Genomic DNA, 15875 nt, shown 5'->3' with positions numbered 1-15875 from the left:
GGGTCAGCGGATCACCGGGCGTTGGTCTCTTGGTAGGGCTTCGATCAGCTCTCGGGGAAGGTTGAGGGTGTCGGCGCTGACCTGGGCCGGGGTGTTCGCCATCCACTGGGTCAGCGAGACGGACTCGAACCGGGGCTTGCGGAACATCTCCAGGAAGACCAGCGGTTCGGTGCCGAGGTTCTCGATGTAGTGGCCGTAGGCGAACGGCACGTACCCGACGTCACCCGAGCGCATGTCGAAGGTGCCCGCCACGCCCTGAGAGGCGAACACGCCCATCCGACCGTGGCCGGAGAGGTAGTACTGCCACTCGTCGTCGGTGGGGTGCCAGTGCAGCTCGCGCATCCCACCCGGGTCGACCTCGACCAGCGCGGCGCAGATCGTGGTGGCCGCCGGGAACTGGGTGACGTCGGCGATGCGGACCTGGCCGCCGGCGAACCGTTGAGGCTGCTGCGCGAGCAGCCGGTGGCTCAGGCTGCGGGGCACGTCCCCGCTCGGGCTGACCACCTTGTCGCGGTCCAGCGGCGGCGGCACCTGCCCCGCGAAGATGTACCTCTCCCGCTCCGGGATCGAGTCGAGCTGCTCGGGTCGCCAGCCGAAGTTCTTGGCCAGCACGTCCTTCGGGGTGTGCGCGAAGAAGTCGCTGATCAGGAACGTGCCGTTCTCGGTGAACGCGCCGTCGTCGAAGACGAGCAGGAACTCCACGCCCTCGTCGAGCGCCTGGATGTGGTGCGGCACCCCCTGCGGGAAGAACCACAGGTCACCGGCGCGTACGTCGTCGAGGAAGTTGCGGCCCTCCTGGTCGACGGCGCTGATCCGGGCGCTGCCCCGCGACACGTACGCCCACTCGGACTGCTTGTGCCAGTGCATCTCCCGGTAGCCGCCCGGTTCCAGCGCCATGTCCACACCGCTGAGCTCGGTGGCGATCGGCAGCTCCCGTACGGTCACCTCGCGGGTCCAGCCGCCGCGTTGCACGCGGGTGTGCGCGTCGGAGAACGAGAACCGCAGGTTGGGCAGCGTCCCCGCATCCGTGCTCGGCGGGGTCAGCAGATCGGGATTCTGCCGGTCCCGGACCACGTCGCGCGGACCCGGGTCCTGCCAGCCTCCCCCACCGCGTTCCGGCTGCGGCACCGTCCGGTCGTCGTCCATGATCGCCTCCCGCGTCGTCGCGTCCGGGTGTCGTCGGCGCGGTGGGCGGGCGGGCCCCCCGCGACGGCGACATCGGCGGGTACCCGTCGACGCGACCCGGCCGGGCCAACCTCTGGCCCCGGTGGGTCACCGCTCGCGCGACAGCGCGGAGGGATCAGGAGAGGAAGATCAGGGCGAGCCAGCCGCCCACGATGAGCACCAGCGCCAGGGCCAGCACCCACGTCGGCACGGTGTACTCACCGCGCCGGTTGCGGTCGACCTCGGCGCGGATCTTCTCCCGCCGGCGTTCGACCCAGTTCTGCCGTTCGGTGCCGCGCTCGGAGCGCTCGGAACGGTCGGATGGTCCAGAAGTCGTCATGGCCGGCTCAGCCTACCGGGCCGGCCGACCCCGCCGGCGGCACACCACCGCCGGGGCCGGCCCACCCGTCACATGCTGGCGATCAACCGCTCCACGCGCTCGTCGTACGCCCGGAAGGGGTCCTTGCAGAGCACCGTGCGCTGCGCCTGGTCGTTGAGCTTCAGGTGCACCCAGTCGACGGTGAAGTCGCGCCGCTTCTCCTGGGCGTGCCGGATGAACTCGCCGCGCAGCCGCGCACGCGTGGTCTGCGGCGGGGTCTCCTTGGCCTCGAAGATCTCCGGGTCGGTGGCCACCCGGTCCACCTCGCCGCGACGCTCCAGCAGCCCGTAGAGGCCACGCCCACGGCGCACGTCGTGGTACGCCAGGTCCATCTGCGCGACCCGGGGGTGGGACAGCGGCAGGTCGTGCTTGCGCTGGTAGCGCTCGATCAGCCGCAGCTTGCTGACCCAGTCGATCTCGCGCGAGACCGGCTCCAGATCACCGCTCTCCACCGCGTTGAGCACCCGGCCCCACAGCTCGACGACCCGCTTGGCGGCCTGGTCGCCGCCGCGGCGCTCGACGAACTCGGTGGCCTTGGCCAGGTACTCCTGCTGGATGTCCAGCGCGCTGACCTCCTTGCCGGAGGCCAGCCGCACCTTGCGCCGACCGGTGATGTCGTGCGACACCTCGCGGATCGCCCGGATCGGGTTCTCCAGCGACAGGTCCCGCATGACGACCCCGGCCTCGATCATCCGCAGCACGATGTCGGCGGTGCCGACCTTGAGCAGCGTGGTGACCTCGTTCATGTTCGAGTCGCCGACGATCACGTGCAGGCGCCGGTAGCGCTCGGCGTCGGCGTGCGGCTCGTCGCGCGTGTTGATGATCGGCCGGCTGCGGGTGGTCGCCGAGGAGACGCCCTCCCAGATGTGCTCGGCCCGCTGGGACAGGCAGTAGACCGCGCCGCGCGGGGTCTGCAGAACCTTGCCGGCCCCACAGATCAACTGCCGGGTGACCAGGAACGGGATGAGCACGTCAGCGAGCCGGCCGAACTCGCCGTGCCGCGAGACCAGGTAGTTCTCGTGGCAGCCGTACGAGTTGCCGGCCGAGTCGGTGTTGTTCTTGAACAGGTAGATCTCACCTGCGATGCCCTCGTCGTGCAGCCGCTTCTCCGCATCGACGAGCAGCCCCTCCAGGATCCGCTCGCCGGCCCGGTCGTGGGCCACCAGGTCGGTCACCGAGTCGCACTCCGGTGTCGCGTACTCCGGATGCGACCCGACGTCCAGGTAGAGACGGGCCCCGTTGCGCAGGAACACGTTGCTCGACCGGCCCCAGGACACGACGCGACGGAACAGATACCGCGCGACCTCGTCCGGGGACAGCCGCCGCTGCCCGCGATAGGTGCAGGTGACGCCGTACTCGGTCTCGAGGCCGAAGATTCGCCGCTCCATGATGAGACATTAGCCGCCCGGAGGCCCGGTTCGTCACTGTCACACCACAGGTCGTACTCCGGGGGTGTTCACATAACGGTTGAGTGCGACATTCCGTCCGGCCCGAGGCTCGCTCCCGGATCCTCATCGGGTCAACGGCGCGTTCTTCTCGGCCAGCAGACCGAACAGGTAGTCGCCGAAGCCGCTCTTGGTCAGAGGCTCGGCGAGCGCGGCCAGCTGGTCGTCGTCGATGAGGCCCGCCCGCCAGGCCACCTCCTCGACGCAACCGATCTTCAGGCCCTGCCGCTCCTCGATCACCCGGACGAACTCGCCGGCCTGCATCATCGAGGCGAACGTGCCGGTGTCCAGCCAGGCCGTGCCCCGGTCCAGCAGGGTGACGGACAGCTCACCGGTCTCCCGGTACACCTCGTTGACCGCCGTGATCTCCAACTCGCCCCGGGGGCTGGGCGTGATCTTGCGTGCGATGTCCACCACGCGGTTGTCGTAGAAGTACAGGCCGGGCACCGCGTAGCGCGACTTCGGCCGAGCCGGCTTCTCCTCGATCGAGAGCACCCGACCCTCGGCGTCGAAGTCCACCACGCCGTAATCCTGCGGGTTGGACACCGGGTACGCGAACACCCGGCCGCCGACGAGGTCGCTGTGGGTGGCCAACTGCCGACCCAGACCGACGCCGTGGAAGATGTTGTCGCCGAGGATCAGCCCCACCGAATCGTCGCCGATGAAGTCCGCGCCGAGGATGAACGCCTGGGCGATGCCCTCCGGGCGGGCCTGCGTGGCGTACTCCAGCCGCAGTCCGAACTGGCTGCCGTCGCCGAGCAACCGGCGGAACTGGTCCTGGTCCTCCGGTGTGGTGATCATCAGGATCTCCCGCACACCGGACATCACCAGCGTGGAGAGCGGGTAGTAGATCATCGGCTTATCGAAGATCGGCATCAGCTGCTTGGACACCGCCCGCGTGATCGGCCAGAGCCGAGAGCCGGTGCCGCCAGCGAGTACGATTCCGCGCACCCAGGGGAGCTTAGCCGCAACCAACCAGCCCGTCGGCCTGTCGGTTTTTGCCGGACAGCCGGGCCCACTACTTCGCGTACACTCCTGGACCCGTGAGGTTCCTCGTCACCGGCGGCGCCGGATTCATCGGTTCAGAATTCGTCCGCATGCTGCTGGGCGTGCCTGGTGGCACCGCCTCGGGTGTGCCCGCGGTCGACCCCGCCGGCGTGACCGTGCTCGACAAGCTCACCTACTCGGGCAACCTGGCGAACCTCGACCCGGTGCGCGACGACCCGCGGCTGCGCTTCGTCCACGGCGACATCCGCGACCCCACCGTCGTCGACGAGGTGGTCCCCGGGCACGACGTGATCGTGCACTTCGCGGCGGAATCGCACGTCGACCGCTCGATCGTCGGCCCCGCGCCGTTCGTCACCACCAACGTGCTCGGCACGCAGACCCTGTTGGACGCCGCGCTGCGCCACGGCACCGGCCGCTTCGTGCACGTCTCCACCGACGAGGTGTACGGGTCGATCGACGAGGGCTCCTGGACCGAGACCTGGCCGCTCGCACCGACCTCGCCGTACTCGGCCTCGAAGGCCGGCTCCGACCTGCTCGCCCTGGCCTACCACCGCACCCACGGCATGGACGTGGTGGTCACCCGCTGCTCCAACAACTACGGGCCGTACCAGTTCCCCGAGAAGGTCGTCCCGCTGTTCGTCTCCAACCTGCTCGACGGCGGCACCGTTCCCCTCTACGGCGACGGCGGCAACATCCGCGACTGGCTGCACGTGCACGACCACTGCCGGGGCATCGCGCTGGTCGCGCAGAAGGGCCGTGGCGGCGAGGTCTACCACATCGGCGGCGGCACGGAGCTGACCAACAAGGAGCTGACCGGCCTGCTGCTGGATGCCTGCGGCGCCGACTGGGACCGGGTCGTCCCGGTCGCCGACCGCAAGGGCCACGACCGCCGCTACTCGCTGGACATCACCAAGATCAAACAAGAGTTGGGGTACGCCCCGAGCATCGACCTCGCCGACGGCCTGGCGCAGACCGTGCAGTGGTACCGGGAAAACCGGGCCTGGTGGGAGCCGTTGAAGGCCGCACCTGCCGCATGACCCGGTCGTCCGACGCCGACGATCGGGCCGCCGCGAGTCGGCCACTGCTTCCGGGCTGGCACACCACCGTTCGCCTCCGCCACCACCGGCGACCGAGGCGGCTTCACCAGCCTCCTACGTCGGTCCATGCGACCGCACGTACAGATCGGTGGAGCCCAGCCAGGACAGGGCGTTCAACGCCGTCGGCGGGCGCCCCGTTCCTCCGGGCCGCCCGCCGACACGACGCGCGCTACTTGCCGTCCGCCGGCTTGTCCTCCAGATCGGCGGAGCCCGCCGACGTCGTCGGCTTGTGCGCCTCCGTGGTCGGCTGCGCCGGCGTGTCCGGCCCACCCGCCTCGGCCGGCTGCTCGGCTGCCGCGACATCACCGTCCAGCAGCGCCGTCAGCGCCGCGCCCGTGATCCGGCGGAACGTACGACCCACCCGCTGGCGGTCCAGCACCGCCACCTCGAGCTGGTTGGCGGCGATCGTGCGGGCCGCGCCGCCCTCACCACCGACGCTGCTCAACGCCTGCACCGCCACCCGGGCCGCCTCGCCGAGGGACATGTCCGCCCGGTGCTGGGACTTCAGCACACCGGTGATCGCCTCGGCCTGACCACCCATGGCCATACGGCCGGGCTCGTCGTTGACCGACCCGTCATAGGTGAGCCGGTACAGCTCGTCGTCGTCCGGAGTCGCCCCGACCTCCGCGACACAGATCTCCACCTCGAACGGCTTCGACTGCTCGGTGAAGATCGCGCCGAGCGTCTGCGCGAACGCGTTGGCGAGCGCCCGCCCGGTGACGTCACGCCGGTCGTAGCTCAGGCCGTTCAGGTCGGCCATCCGCACGCCCGCCCGACGCAGATTCTCGAACTCGTTGTACCGACCGACGGCGGCGAAGCCGATCCGGTCGTAGATCTCGCTGACCTTGTGCAGGGCGCTGGAGAGGTTCTCCGCGACGAAGAGCACCCCGCCGGAGTAGCTCAGGACCACCGCGCTGCGACCCCGAGCGATGCCCTTGCGGGCCAGCTCGGAGCGGTCGCGCATGATCTGTTCGGGCGAGGCGTAGAACTGCATGGCCACGGCGGCGGTTCTCCTTACGGCGCTGTGCTGACGACTGCGGACTGGTGGGGGTGGACGGGGCTCATCCGCCCGGGTTCTCCATCCGGCCGGCGACCACACCCTCGGCGATCGCCGCCGTCTCGGTGTCGGTCAACCGGCGGGTGCCCTCGGCGGTAGCGGTCATCACCACCGGATAGATCCGGCGGGTCAGGTCCGGTCCGCCGGTCGCGGTGTCGTCGTCGGCCGCGTCGTAGAGCGCCTCGACCGCGAGCCGGGTCGCGTCGTCCACGGACAGGCCGGCCCGGAAGCGCTTCTTCAACGCCGACTTCGCAAACAGCGAGCCCGAGCCGATCGCGTCGTACCCGGTCTCCTCGTACGGGCCACCGGTCACGTCGAAGCTGAAGATCCGCCCCGCCCGAGCCGGGTCGGCGGCGGCCAGGTCGAAGCCGGCGAACAGCGGCACCACCGCCAGGCCCTGCATGGCCGCGCCCAGGTTGCCCCGGATCATCGACGCCAGCCGGTTGGCTTTGCCGTCGAGCGAGAGCATCGCGCCCTCGATCTTCTCGTAGTGCTCCAGCTCCACCTGGAACAGTCGCATCAGCTCGATGCCGATGCCCGCGGTGCCCGCGATGCCGACCAGCGAGTACGCGTCGGCGGGGTGCACCTTCTCGATGTCGCGCTGGGCGATCAGGTTGCCCATGGTGGCCCGTCGGTCGCCGGCCATCACCACACCGCCGGCGGCCGAGATCGCCACGATGGTGGTCGCGTGCGGCGCCAGGTCGGCGGCCATGCCCGGCGGCAGCGGCCGACGACCGGGCAGCATCTCGGGCGCCACCCGGCTCAGAAACGTGGTGAAGGAGGACGTCCCCGCGTTGGTGAACACATCTGGTAGACGCCCGGATGGATCAAAGCCCGCTGCCACGTGGTTCCTCTCAGGTACGTGATCGCCCTGGCCAGCCTCGTAGGACTGTCACGGAACTGGCCAAGACCACCGTTGCAGTTGAAGCAGAGTATCCCGCGCACCCACCCGGTGCGATGATCGTGGTCCAGATGTTGCGGGTCCGCGCCGCCGCAGATCGCGCAGACCCCGCCCTGCTCGGCCAGGAGCTCCTGGAACTCCTTTTCTCCGACTCCGTAGCGGCGACGGAGGTGGTACTCGCGGGTCCCGCCGTAGAGCCGCTGCGCAGTCTCCTTGCCCCGCGCGTTGTGGCAGGGCTTGCAGTAACTGTGCCGGCCATTGGCCTTGGTGCTGCTGGTCGGGAAGTCCTCCACCGGCTTGATCTGATCGCAGTCCGGGCACCACTTCAGACCCTCACCGACCGGGGTCCGCGACCTGCGCTGAGGCGAGACCCCACGCTTGCGGCGACTAGCCTCCGACCGGACGTTTGCGCACGACTTGCAGTAGAAGGCAAGCCCGTCCGTTCGTCGGCGGTCGCTGTGGAACTCGGTGCGGGGCAGCGACCGCTTGCAATCTGGGCATACCTTGTCCGACCGGCCTGCCGAATCGGACATATGCCTCATTGGCCCCCTTTCTGTACATATCCTCTCACGAATTCTTCTGCATTTTCTTCCAGGACGGAGTCGATCTCGTCGAGCAGGTCGTCGACGTCCTCGGTGATCTCGGCATGCCGCTCGGCCACCTCGGGGTTGGCCTCCGTGGTGACGTCCTCGATCTCCTCGCCCTGGCGGGACTTGCCGGACTGCGACTGGCCGCCGCTGTCATGAGTGGCCATTGCTGCCTCCTCCACGATCGTCTGCGATGAACTTACCTCGCTCGGACGACGAAAAGCCCGCCGCGCGCCGGCTTGCGACGCACAGCGGGCATTCGGCGGCGCGTTCAGCCGCCGGTCAACGTCTCCAACAGGTCCTTGGCGCTGGCGCAGCGGTCGAACAGGGCGCCGACGTGGGCGCGGGTGCCCCGCTCCGGCTCCATCATCGGCACCCGGACCAGCGACTCGCGACCCACGTCGAAGATCACCGAGTCCCAGCTCGCGGCGACCACCTCGGAGGCGTACTGGGCGAGGCAGCGGCCGCGGAAGTAGGCCCGGGTGTCCTCCGGGGGCTCGGTCATGGCGCTGCGGGTCTCCTCGTCGGTGAGCAGCGTCTTCATCGCCCCTCGGGAGACCAGCCGGTTGTAGAGGCCCTTGTCCGGACGTACGTCGGAGTACTGCAGGTCGACGAGTTGGAGCTTGTGCGAGCCCCAGCCGAGCTTCTCCCGCTCGCGGTAGCCCTCCAGCAGCCGCAGCTTGGCCACCCAGTCCAGCTCGTCGGCGCAGAGCATCGGGTCGCGGCCGAGCCGGTCCAGCACGTCCTCCCAGCGGTCCAGCACGTCGGCGGTCTGCTCGTCGACGTCGGTGCCGTAGCGGTCGTCGACAAAGGACCGCACCCGCTCCAGGTACGCCCACTGCACGTCCAGGGCGGTCAGCCGGCGGCCGTCGCGCAGCCTCATGAGGTGCGTGAGCGAGGGGTCGTGGCTGACCGCGCGCAGTTCGCTGACCGGGTCGGCGATGCCGAGGTCGGCGCCGAGCGCCTTCTCCTCGATCATGGTGAGGATCAGCGCGGTGGTGCCGACCTTGAGGTAGGTGGAGATCTCGGAGAGGTTGGCGTCGCCGATGATGACGTGCAGCCGGCGGTACTTGTCGGCGTCGGCGTGCGGCTCGTCGCGGGTGTTGATGATCGGCCGCTTGAGGGTGGTCTCCAGGCCGACCTCGACCTCGAAGAAGTCGGCGCGCTGGGAGATCTGGAAGCCGCTCTGCCCGCCGTCCTGCCCGATGCCGACGCGGCCGGCGCCGCAGACGATCTGTCGGGTCACGAAGAACGGCGTCAGGTACGCCACGATGTCGGCGAACGGGGTCTGCCGGCGCATCAGGTAGTTCTCGTGAGCGCCGTAGCTGGCGCCCTTGTTGTCGGTGTTGTTCTTGTAGAGGTGGATCGGCTGGCTGCCGGGGATGGTGGCGGCCCGGCGGGACGCCTCGGCCATGACCCGCTCGCCGGCCTTGTCCCAGCGCACGATGTCGCGGGGCGTGGTGACCTCGGGGGTGGAGTATTCGGGGTGGGCGTGGTCCACGTAGAGGCGTGCACCGTTGGTGAGTATCACGTTGGCCAGGCCGAGGTCCTCGTCGGCGAGCGCCTCGGCGGGGTCGTAGGCGGCCCCGGAGTAGGTGAAGCCGCGGGCGTCGCGCAGCGGCGACTCCTCCTCGTAGTCCCAGCGGGCACGTCCGCCCCGGTTGAGCTCGGGCCGGGCCCCGTAGGCGTTGACCACCTGGGACGAGGTGACCATCGGGTTGGCTCCGGCCTGGCCGGGCACGGAGATGCCGTACTCGACCTCGGTGCCCATGATCCGTCTTACGCTCATCGACCTACCCGCTTCGCTCGCCCGACCCGGTCCCCCGTCATGTCGAGCGTAGTCCGACTGTTCGGGGACGGGGGCACGCCGGTGCGGGCGGGTCACCGGGTGTCGGCCCGTGGCGGCGCGCTCAGCACTTGATGATCATCGGCACGGTGGTGACCCACGGGCGTTGGCCCGCAGAGGGTCACGACGGTTGGCCGGCGGTCCGGGCGGGCGGCGGGGTCCCCGGCTCGGCCGCGGCGCGTGGGGCCGAGCCGGCGCGACGGGTAGGGGCCCGGGACGCGTCGCGTCCCGGGCCCCTACCGTCACCGTTTGTTCAGAGGTACTGGCCGGTGTTGCTGGCGGTCTCGATGGACCGGCCGGCCTCGGCGCCCTTGCCACCGGAGACGAGCGTGCGGATGTAGACGATCCGCTCGCCCTTCTTGCCGGAGATGCGGGCCCAGTCGTCGGGGTTGGTGGTGTTGGGCAGGTCCTCGTTCTCGCGGAACTCGTCGACGCAGGCGTCGAGCAGGTGCTGCAGGCGCATGCCCTTGCGACCGGAGGTGAGGAATTCCTTGATGGCCATCTTCTTGCTCCGGTCGACGATGTTCTGGATCATCGCGCCGGAGTTGAAGTCCTTGAAGTAGAGGACTTCCTTGTCACCGTTGGCGTAGGTGACCTCGAGGAAGCGGTTCTCCTCGGTTTCGGAGTACATCCGCAGCACCACGGCGTCGATCATCGCGGCGACGGTGGCCTGGGGGTCGGCCCCGTGTTCGGCGAGGTCGTCCGGGTGCAGCGGGAGCCCGGAGAGGATGTACTTGGAGAAGATGTCCTTCGCCGCCTCGGCGTCCGGTCGCTCGATCTTGATTTTCACGTCGAGCCGACCGGGGCGCAGGATCGCCGGGTCGATCATGTCTTCCCGGTTGGAGGCGCCGATGACGATGACGTTCTCCAGACCCTCCACGCCGTCGATCTCGCTGAGCAGCTGCGGAACGATCGTGTTCTCCACGTCGGAGGAGACGCCGGAGCCGCGGGTCCGGAAGATCGAGTCCATCTCGTCGAAGAACACGATCACCGGGGTGCCCTCGCCGGCCTTCTCCCGAGCCCGCTGGAAGATCAGCCGGATGTGCCGCTCGGTCTCGCCGACGTACTTGTTGAGCAGCTCCGGGCCCTTGATGTTGAGGAAGAAGCTGGTGTGCTTCTCCTTGCCCTGGCGCTCGGCGATCTTCTTGGCCAGCGAGTTGGCCACCGCCTTGGCGATGAGCGTCTTGCCGCAGCCGGGCGGCCCGTACAGCAGGATGCCCTTGGGCGGGCGGAGCTGGTGCTCGCGGAACAGGTCCGCGTGCAGGAACGGCAACTCCACCGCGTCGCGGATCTGCTCGATCTGCGACTGGAGGCCACCGATGTCGCCGTAGTCGACGTCGGGCACCTCCTCCAGGACCAGCTCCTCGACCTCGCTCTTCGGGATCCGCTCGTACGCGTACGCCGAGCGGGGCTCGATCATGAGCGAGTCGCCGGCCCGGATCGCCGAGCCGATGAGCGTCTCGGCGAGGTGCACGATGCGCTCCTCGTCGGAGTGGGAGACCACCAGCGCCCGGTCGCCCGGCCCGCCGTTCGGTCCCTCCAGGATCTCCTTGAGCATCACGACCTCACCGACCCGCTCGTACCCGAACGCGTCGACGATGTTGAGCGCGTCGTTGAGCAGGACCTCCTGACCGCGGCGCAACTCGTCCACGTCCAGTGAGGGCGAGACGGCCACCCGCAGCTTGCGGCCGCCGGTGAAGACGTCCACCGTCCCGTCGTCGTGTTTGGCCAGGAAGACTCCGTAGCCACTCGGCGGCTGCGCGAGCCGGTCGATCTCCTCCTTGAGCGTGACGATCTGCGTGCGAGCCTCCTTGAGGGTGCTCACCAGCCGGTCGTTGTTCTCGGTCAGCCGCGCCAACTGTGCCTGGGTGGCCGCCAGCCGCTCTTCGAGCTGCCGGACGTGTCGGGGGCTTTCGGTCAACTTCCGCCGCACCAGGGCGAGTTCCTCCTGAAGGAACGCGACCTGCGTGGAGAGATCGTGGGCTTCCTTCTCCCACCGTGCGGCGCGCGAGTCCGCGTCGTCGCTGCGTGCTGCCACGTCCCACCTCCCCGGGGGGCTTGAACGTTCTGAGCTAACACTAGCCGCTATGAGCCCGATTCGGTCCCACGCAACACCCTCGTCACCGAACCTTGATCGCCAAGGGTGGCCTGCCGGGCCGGTACGGGCGTTCGGGTACCGTCGGAGGCTGGTACGGGAGAACATGGGGGGTGCACCGGTGGCCGAGGTCGCGACCGACCAGTTGCAGGTCTGGGTGGACCAGGATCTCTGCACGGGTGACGGGCTCTGCGTGCAGTACGCGCCGGAGGTGTTCGAGTTCGACATCGACGGCCTGGCGTACGTCAAGGGCGTCGACGGTGAGCTGCGGATGGCGCCGGGCAGCCGGGTGGACGTGCCCGCGCACCTGCGCCTCGAAGTGATCGACTCCGCGAAGGAGTGTCCGGGCGACTGCATCCACGTGGTGCGTGGCGACGGCGTCGAGGTCGCCGGCCCGGACGCCGAGGACGACTGAGCCGAACGGGCGCCGGCGTCGCGCGGACCGCGCGACGCCGGCTCGACCCGAACAGGGGCCGGCTCAGAGCATCGGGCGGCCGACCACCGACGCCACCAGCCGGGCGAACTCCTCCAAGCGGGCGATCTGCCCGGCGCCACCGTCGTCGAGTGTCTTGCCGAAGCGCAGCGCGTCGTGCCGGGGCGTACCCGCCATGTCCTCGCTCGGCGGCGCCTCGTCCAACGAGGTGAGCAGCAGGTAGACGTCGATGCTGTCGACTCGGATCTCGCCGCTGTCGGAGCGGTTGAGCCGCCGCCGGCAGCCCACCTCGGTGACCGTGGAGACCGGCACGACCCGCAGGGACGACGTCATCGATCCCGGCGGCCCCTCCCCCGGCGGCACGTCCTCGCCGTGCCAGAGGATCAGCCGGCTGCCGTCGCAGACGACGACTTCCTGCCACACGCCGTTGACCTCGTTGACGAAGCGTTCCAGGGTGAAGCCGAGCACCGAGGCGCCGCGCAGCACTCCGCCGAGCGCTTCCAGGGCGACGTCCGGGTCGCGCAGATAGGCCCGCGCCGCCGACTCCAGGTCCTGATAGGGCGACCAGTCCGGAAACACGGCGGGCAGGTCGCCGCCGCCGTAACCCGGTCGGCTCATGCCGCCGCCTCCCCCCGCACGCCGATGGTCACGGCCTGTCCATCTCCCCCGTCGCGTCGGGCTGCGCGTCGGCGGCCCTGGCGGCGGCCGCCTGCCGGGCCGCCTCGGCCTCGCGCAGGTCCTGCCGGCGCTGCGCGTACGCCTCGGTGCCCTTGCTGGGCTTGCGGCGGCGCGGCGGCGCGGTGACGCCCGGGGCGAGCTTGCGCGCGGAGACCAGGAACGCGGTGTGCGCGATCATCCGGTGGTCGGGGCGGACGGCGAGGCCTTCGGCATGCCAGTCGCGCACGAGCGACTCCCAGGCGCGGGGCTCGGTCCAGCCGCCGCGCTCGCGCAGTGCCTCGACGAGTTCGGAGAGCTGGGGCGTGGTGGCCACGTAGCCGATGAACACGCCGCCGGGCACCAGCGCCCGCTCGACCATGTCGAGGGTCTCCCAGGGGGTGAGCATGTCCAGGATGATCCGGTCGAAGCCGGTCTCCTGGCACTGTGCGACGTCGCCGACGTGCAGGTTCCAGGAGGGGTGCGGCCCGTTGAAGAACGCCTCGACGTTGCGCTTGGCGATCTGGGCGAAGTCGTCGCGCAGCTCGAACGAGTGCAGCTCCCCCTCGGTGCCTACCGCGCGCAGCAGCGAGCAGCTGAGCGCCCCGGAGCCGGCCCCGGCCTCGAGGACCTTCGCGCCGGGGAAGATGTCGCCCATCGCGACGATCTGCGCCGAGTCCTTCGGGTAGATCACCTGGGCGCCGCGGGGCATGGACAGCACGTAGTCCGAGAGCAGCGGGCGCAGCGCCAAAAAGGCGGTGCCGCCGCCGGAGGTGGTCACCACGCTGCCGTCGGGCAGCCCGATCAGCGCGTCGTGGGCCAGGATGCCGCGGTGGGTGTGGAACTCCTTGCCGGGCTCCAGCGTCACGGTGTGCATCCGCCCCTTGGGGTCGGTCAGCTGCACCCGGTCGCCGGGCCGGAACGGGCCACGGTGCACGGGTGTCAGCGCCGGGTTGGCGGGGTCGGCGGCGACGGTGGAGGGAGTTGCGGTCACGATGTCATCTTCCGGTTGGGTTCGAGGAGCTGTGCCAGGTCCCCGATGTGCAGAATGCCGACGACATCTTCGCCTGACGTCACCACGTACTGCGCGCCCGGGTGGGTCTGCACGGCCTCCATCACCCGTTCGCCGTCCAGCCCGACCGCAAGGGTGGGTAGCGCGGCCAGCGCGCGGGCGACGGCGTCCACCGCCAGCCAGGGGCGGCGCTCGGCGGGGACGGCCGCGGCGGCGGCCGGGTCGACCAGCGCCACGGGGCGGCCGGTGGAGTCGGTGACCAGCAGCGCGGCGGTGGGCTGCCCGCCCTCGGCGCGGCGGCGCTGGGCCTCGGACAGCGGTGTGCCGGTGGGTACCGGCCAGATCGGCCGCGCCAGTCGGGACAGGTCGATGAGCGGGAACCGCCTGCTGACCCGCGCCGCCCGGATCGACTGGCCGGCGCCGCGCCAGAGCGTGACGGCCACCAGCAGCATCAGTGGCAGCGCCACCGGTACGAGGTAGTCGGTCACGGTCAGCAGGCCGACCAGGGCGGCGGTGCCGACGGCGACGACGCGGCCCGCCCAGCCGGCGACCTCGGTGCCGCGGTGCCGGTCGCGGGTCAGGCCCCACACGGCGGCGCGCAGGGCACGCCCGCCGTCCAGCGGCAGCCCGGGGAGGATGTTGAACAGCGCCACGATGACGTTGCTCAGGGCGAGCTGGAAGGCGAGCTGGTGGGCCACTGTGCCCTGGGGAAGGGCCAGGGTGGCGGCGACCGCGAGGACGCCGAGCACCGCGGAGACCGCCGGGCCGGCAAGCGACACCAGCAGGTCGACCTTCGGCGTCGGGGCGTCCCGTTCCATCTCGGTGTACCCGCCGAGCAGTTCCAGGGTGATCCCGCGCACACCGATGCCGTAGCGGCGGGCGGTGAGCGCGTGACCCAGCTCGTGCAGCAGCACCGAGCCGAGCAGTGACACCACGAACCCGAAGCCGATCAGATAGCCACTGACCTGCGGCAGGTCCAGTTGCCGGCGGGCGAACTCGGCGTAGAGCACGGCGACCAGCACGGCGAGCAGGAGCATCGAGGCGTTGAGGTGCAACGGCACCCCGAGCACACGGCCCACGCTCAGACCGGATCGCCGGTCGGACCGACGTGGTGGCCGGGTTCTCTGCTCCATCGCACCGATGCTACGGACCGGCCCGGCGTGGGGCGGGCGGCGGGCGGTGTCACACCGGTGCCCTAACCTTTGCGGACATGACGGCGGAACCGGTCACCACCCCCCAGTCCTTCACCCCGGCACAGACACCGCCGACGGTGCGGGCCTCGCTGTCCCCGTCGCGGGCGGCGGATTTCAAGACCTGCCCGCTGCTCTACCGGTTCCGCAGCATCGACCGGCTGCCCGAGCGCACGACCGTCGAGCAGGCCCGGGGCACGCTGGTGCACGCGGTGCTGGAGCGGCTGTTCGACCTGCCCGCGCAGGCCCGCACGCCGGCCGCGGCCGGCGACCTGGTGGCCCCCCAGTGGGACCGGCTGGTCACCGAGCAGCCGGAGCTGGCCGGGATCTTCGACGGCGCCGAGCCGGCCGGCCCGGTGGAGTTCCTGCGCTCCGCGGCGGGGCTGCTGGAGGGCTACTTCGCCGTGGAGGATCCGACCCGGCTGGAGCCGGCCGAACGCGAGAGCCTGATCTCGGCGGTCGTCGACGAGGAGCTGCTCATCCGGGGCTATCTCGACCGGCTCGACGTCGCCCCGGACGGCGCGCTGCGGGTGGTCGACTACAAGACCGGCGGCGCACCCCGGGAGGCGTTCGAGGCGCGGGCGCTGTTCCAGCTGAAGTTCTACGCGCTGGTGCTGTGGCGCACCCGGGGGGTGGTGCCCCGGGTGCTGCGTCTGCTCTACCTGCGCGACGCCGAGGTGTTGGATTACACCCCCGACGCCGAGGAGCTGGTCCGCTTCGAGCGCACGGTGGTGGCGTTGTGGCGGGCGATCGAGCAGGCCACCGCCCGGCAGGACTTCCGACCCCGTCCGAGCAGGCTGTGCGACTGGTGCAGTCACCAGGCGATCTGCCCCACCTTCGGTGGCACTCCGCCGCCGTTCCCCGTCGCGGCGGCGAACGCCGATCCGCTGCGTGACGCCCGATCCGCCCCGGTGGTGCCCGGCGCCGACGAGTGACCGTCCGGCCCGGCGGTCCGACCGACCGACCGGCCGTCCGGCCGCCGCGACGGTGACACGCGCGGCGCGGAC

Annotated in this window: 16 protein-coding genes; 3 read left to right on the top strand and 13 right to left on the bottom strand. The window is 70.4% G+C overall.

The annotated features are described in order from the left end of the window. Positions 1–3 precede the first annotated feature (3 nt). The 4 genes from AB0B97_RS03465 to rfbA all read right to left on the bottom strand — a co-directional run bounded on the left by AB0B97_RS03465 (position 4) and on the right by rfbA (position 3939). Positions 4–1146: an oxalate decarboxylase family bicupin gene (locus AB0B97_RS03465; protein ID WP_357490270.1), complete on the bottom strand. Its 1143-nt coding sequence runs from the start codon at positions 1144–1146 to the stop codon at positions 4–6. Between the two features lie 154 nt (positions 1147–1300). Continuing rightward, positions 1301–1504, bottom strand: coding sequence for a hypothetical protein (locus tag AB0B97_RS03460; RefSeq protein WP_234581935.1), 204 nt, complete (start codon positions 1502–1504; stop codon positions 1301–1303). A gap of 68 nt (positions 1505–1572) precedes the next feature. Continuing rightward, on the bottom strand, positions 1573–2931 hold the full coding sequence (pafA, locus tag AB0B97_RS03455) for a Pup--protein ligase (RefSeq protein WP_234581936.1): 1359 nt from the start codon (positions 2929–2931) through the stop codon (positions 1573–1575). Positions 2932–3054: 123 nt separating this feature from the next. Next, entirely contained in the window at positions 3055–3939 is an 885-nt protein-coding gene (gene rfbA / locus AB0B97_RS03450) for a glucose-1-phosphate thymidylyltransferase RfbA (RefSeq protein ID WP_357490268.1), read from the bottom strand. Between the two features lie 92 nt (positions 3940–4031). Here rfbA and rfbB point away from each other — a divergent pair, with 92 nt between their 5' ends. Continuing rightward, the gene (gene rfbB / locus AB0B97_RS03445; protein ID WP_357490266.1) at positions 4032–5033 is read left to right on the top strand and encodes a dTDP-glucose 4,6-dehydratase; all 1002 of its coding nucleotides are present in this window, start codon (positions 4032–4034) and stop codon (positions 5031–5033) included. Positions 5034–5262: 229 nt separating this feature from the next. Here rfbB and prcA read toward each other — a convergent pair whose 3' ends face one another. The 6 genes from prcA to arc form a co-directional block, all read right to left on the bottom strand. Continuing rightward, positions 5263–6093, bottom strand: coding sequence for a proteasome subunit alpha (gene prcA, locus AB0B97_RS03440; protein ID WP_234581939.1), 831 nt, complete (start codon positions 6091–6093; stop codon positions 5263–5265). 61 nt (positions 6094–6154) lie between these two features. Beyond that, positions 6155–6994 (bottom strand): proteasome subunit beta, encoded by an 840-nt coding sequence (gene prcB / locus AB0B97_RS03435; protein WP_234581940.1) that lies wholly within the window; start codon positions 6992–6994, stop codon positions 6155–6157. Next, on the bottom strand, positions 6913–7344 hold the full coding sequence (locus AB0B97_RS03430; protein ID WP_357490264.1) for an endonuclease VII domain-containing protein: 432 nt from the start codon (positions 7342–7344) through the stop codon (positions 6913–6915). The genes prcB and AB0B97_RS03430 overlap by 82 nt, the downstream gene beginning before the upstream one ends. Positions 7345–7589: 245 nt before the next feature. Then, positions 7590–7805: a ubiquitin-like protein Pup gene (locus AB0B97_RS03425; RefSeq protein WP_030332902.1), complete on the bottom strand. Its 216-nt coding sequence runs from the start codon at positions 7803–7805 to the stop codon at positions 7590–7592. A gap of 104 nt (positions 7806–7909) precedes the next feature. Beyond that, entirely contained in the window at positions 7910–9427 is a 1518-nt protein-coding gene (gene dop, locus AB0B97_RS03420; protein WP_357490263.1) for a depupylase/deamidase Dop, read from the bottom strand. A gap of 310 nt (positions 9428–9737) precedes the next feature. Then, positions 9738–11522 (bottom strand): proteasome ATPase, encoded by a 1785-nt coding sequence (gene arc, locus AB0B97_RS03415; protein WP_234581942.1) that lies wholly within the window; start codon positions 11520–11522, stop codon positions 9738–9740. A gap of 178 nt (positions 11523–11700) precedes the next feature. Here arc and AB0B97_RS03410 point away from each other — a divergent pair, with 178 nt between their 5' ends. Beyond that, positions 11701–11994, top strand: coding sequence for a ferredoxin (locus tag AB0B97_RS03410; protein WP_039908212.1), 294 nt, complete (start codon positions 11701–11703; stop codon positions 11992–11994). A 63-nt stretch (positions 11995–12057) separates the two neighbouring features. Here AB0B97_RS03410 and AB0B97_RS03405 read toward each other — a convergent pair whose 3' ends face one another. Genes AB0B97_RS03405 through AB0B97_RS03395 form a run of 3 tightly spaced genes read right to left on the bottom strand, consistent with a single transcriptional unit; the run spans position 12058 to position 14811 of the window. Next, positions 12058–12630: a hypothetical protein gene (locus tag AB0B97_RS03405; protein ID WP_234581943.1), complete on the bottom strand. Its 573-nt coding sequence runs from the start codon at positions 12628–12630 to the stop codon at positions 12058–12060. A 28-nt stretch (positions 12631–12658) separates the two neighbouring features. Further along, a complete protein-coding gene (locus AB0B97_RS03400; RefSeq protein ID WP_234582033.1) occupies positions 12659–13612 on the bottom strand; it encodes a tRNA (adenine-N1)-methyltransferase in 954 nt (317 codons plus the stop codon). Between the two features lie 44 nt (positions 13613–13656). Continuing rightward, entirely contained in the window at positions 13657–14811 is a 1155-nt protein-coding gene (locus tag AB0B97_RS03395; RefSeq protein ID WP_357490260.1) for a site-2 protease family protein, read from the bottom strand. Positions 14812–14888: 77 nt separating this feature from the next. On the opposite strand from AB0B97_RS03395, the gene AB0B97_RS03390 reads away from it, so the two are divergent. Beyond that, entirely contained in the window at positions 14889–15803 is a 915-nt protein-coding gene (locus tag AB0B97_RS03390) for a PD-(D/E)XK nuclease family protein (protein WP_234581945.1), read from the top strand. Positions 15804–15875 lie beyond the last annotated feature (72 nt).

It is taken from the genome of Micromonospora sp. NPDC049004 (genome assembly GCF_040649315.1).
Lineage (GTDB): Bacteria > Actinomycetota > Actinomycetes > Mycobacteriales > Micromonosporaceae > Micromonospora.
The sequence above is the reverse complement of the archived record's forward strand: the minus strand, read 5'-3'. Positions and strand labels throughout refer to the sequence as shown.

Excerpts from the sequence above, each read along its gene's own strand:
- AB0B97_RS03465 (WP_357490270.1), bottom strand. The coding sequence starts at position 1,146 with ATGGACGACGACCGGACGGTGCCGCAGCCGGAACGCGGTGGGGGAGGC.
- AB0B97_RS03460 (WP_234581935.1), bottom strand. The coding sequence starts at position 1,504 with ATGACGACTTCTGGACCATCCGACCGTTCCGAGCGCTCCGAGCGCGGC.
- pafA (WP_234581936.1), bottom strand. The coding sequence starts at position 2,931 with ATGGAGCGGCGAATCTTCGGCCTCGAGACCGAGTACGGCGTCACCTGC.
- AB0B97_RS03425 (WP_030332902.1), bottom strand. The coding sequence starts at position 7,805 with ATGGCCACTCATGACAGCGGCGGCCAGTCGCAGTCCGGCAAGTCCCGC.
- dop (WP_357490263.1), bottom strand. The coding sequence starts at position 9,427 with ATGAGCGTAAGACGGATCATGGGCACCGAGGTCGAGTACGGCATCTCC.
- AB0B97_RS03405 (WP_234581943.1), bottom strand. The coding sequence starts at position 12,630 with ATGAGCCGACCGGGTTACGGCGGCGGCGACCTGCCCGCCGTGTTTCCG.
- AB0B97_RS03395 (WP_357490260.1), bottom strand. The coding sequence starts at position 14,811 with ATGGAGCAGAGAACCCGGCCACCACGTCGGTCCGACCGGCGATCCGGT.
- AB0B97_RS03390 (WP_234581945.1), top strand. The coding sequence starts at position 14,889 with ATGACGGCGGAACCGGTCACCACCCCCCAGTCCTTCACCCCGGCACAG.